The following is a 1,797-nucleotide window of genomic DNA, read 5'->3' on the forward strand; positions in this document are numbered from 1 at the left end:
CCCCCCCTAGAACGACCGGAAAAGGAGACCCCCCGACAATGAACGTGTTCCTGTGGATTCTGCAGGCACTCCTGGCCGCGATGTTCGCGATGGCCGGAGCCACGAAATCCACCCGGCCCAAGCACGAGCTGGCCGCTCAACTGCCCTGGGTGGAGGACTTCTCTCCCAACCTCATCCGGTTCATCGGCGCCGCCGAGCTAACTGCCGCGCTCGGACTGATCCTCCCGGCCGCAACCGGCATCGCCACGATCCTCACACCGATCGCCGCGACCGGCCTGGCCATCATCATGGCCGGCGCCATCGTCACCCACGCCCGCCGCAATGAACCGCAGGCCATCGCCTTCAACACGGCCCTGCTCATCGCAGCAGCCGTCATCGCCTGGTTCCGCTTCGGCCCTTACTCGCTGTAAGGAGCAGCACTGTAGAAACCCAGCCAGGCCACCTACGACTCAGGACCGGGACGGGCCTTGAGCAGCAACCGAACGGCCGGTGGCGTTAGCGAGCTGTTGATGCTCGGGTTATCGCCCCTGGCCGTCCCAATGTGAGTGGTCGCAGCTACGGGCTTCGGTCTGCGGGATGGGTCTCGGGTCGGGCTTCGGCGATGGTCTTGTGGACGACGCCGATGGAGACCTTGACGCTGGCGGCGATGGCGCGGATGGATTCCCCGCGCCGGCGGCGGGCAAGGATCGCGGCGCGTTTGTCGTCGACCACGGGTCGACGGCCGCCGACCCGGCCGCGGCGGCGGGCCGCCTCCAGGCCGTTCTTGGTCTTACGGACGATGTCGCGGCGGCGGTCCTCTGACAGGGCCAGGGCCAGATCGAGAATCAGGGAGCGCTCGGTGTGCTCCCCAACCGCGATGCCCTCCAACACCTTGACCGCGATCCGCAACCGTGATCTACCCCAGAAGCCGACCTGGCCGCCGGAGAACTCCGCACCGTCGAACGAGACCGTGCCGCCGGCGCCAGATGAGCCGGACGCGGCGGTTCTGTGCGAGTTCCTCGCAGTACTGCAAGAGGGCTGAGGCGCCCGCCACGTCGTCAGAACCACGCGCCAACAGCCGAGGCGACGCAAGGGGAAGCCGCCTCAAGGTCGGCAGAGAAGCCCGGACTGTGGGCGCGCCCGCCCCAGGAACGCGCCCACTCCGGGAAGCCGTCCAGACCGGGAACCCTGGAACCTGTCCAGACCGGAAAAGACGCCCGGACCGCGGAGCGCTGGAGCGCTCCCGACTGGGGAACGCCCCCATGAACGCGCCCGCATCGCGGAACGCGTCCAGGCCGGGGAACCGCCTCCATGAACCCAATCCATGCCAGGAAGTGCGTCGTCCATGCCAAGGAGCGCGTCCAGACCGGGTGCTACGGCGGGAAAGCATGGCGCGGTGGCGGGGGTTTGTGGAGGCCGGCGTAAGACCGTGCCAGCAATCACCGCGCCCGCGACGGCCGCGAGAGCGGCATCACCAGAGACCCGCTATCACGGCCGGCCGGAGCAAGCCCCCGCCTCCGCGCCTACGGACACCAGACAGGCAGCAAACACCCCCCACATCGAGTGACTCACCCCGCAACCCAACGCGCTGGGCAGCGGCCGTACCACCCTGACCCGGCCGGCGACTGGCCCGGGTCGGCCCCCGCAATAACCGCCAAACAAATCTGGAAAACGCCGCCCCGACAACCGGAACATAATCGGAAAGCGCTTACCCATCAAGGCACAAAAAGAGAAAGGGCCACCCCAACAAGGGTGACCCTCTCCCACAAAAATTGTCCGGCGGCGTCCTACTCTCCCACACCGTCCCCAGTGCAGTAC

2 protein-coding genes are annotated in these 1,797 nt (G+C 67.6%); one reads left to right on the forward strand and one right to left on the reverse strand.

All coding sequences use genetic code 11. From position 1 onward, the window contains the following. The first annotated feature begins 38 nt into the window (after window positions 1-38). On the forward strand, window positions 39-410 hold the full coding sequence (locus IMZ11_RS42175; protein WP_228649134.1) for a DoxX family protein: 372 nt from the start codon (window positions 39-41) through the stop codon (window positions 408-410). 145 nt (window positions 411-555) lie between these two features. Here IMZ11_RS42175 and IMZ11_RS42180 read toward each other — a convergent pair whose 3' ends face one another. Continuing rightward, entirely contained in the window at window positions 556-888 is a 333-nt protein-coding gene (locus IMZ11_RS42180; RefSeq protein WP_228649136.1) for a helix-turn-helix domain containing protein, read from the reverse strand. Between the last annotated feature and the right edge of the window lie 909 nt (window positions 889-1,797).

The sequence above is a fragment of the Microtetraspora sp. AC03309 genome (genome assembly GCF_020826795.1).
In the GTDB taxonomy this organism is placed as follows: Bacteria; Actinomycetota; Actinomycetes; order Streptosporangiales; family Streptosporangiaceae; genus Microtetraspora; species Microtetraspora glauca.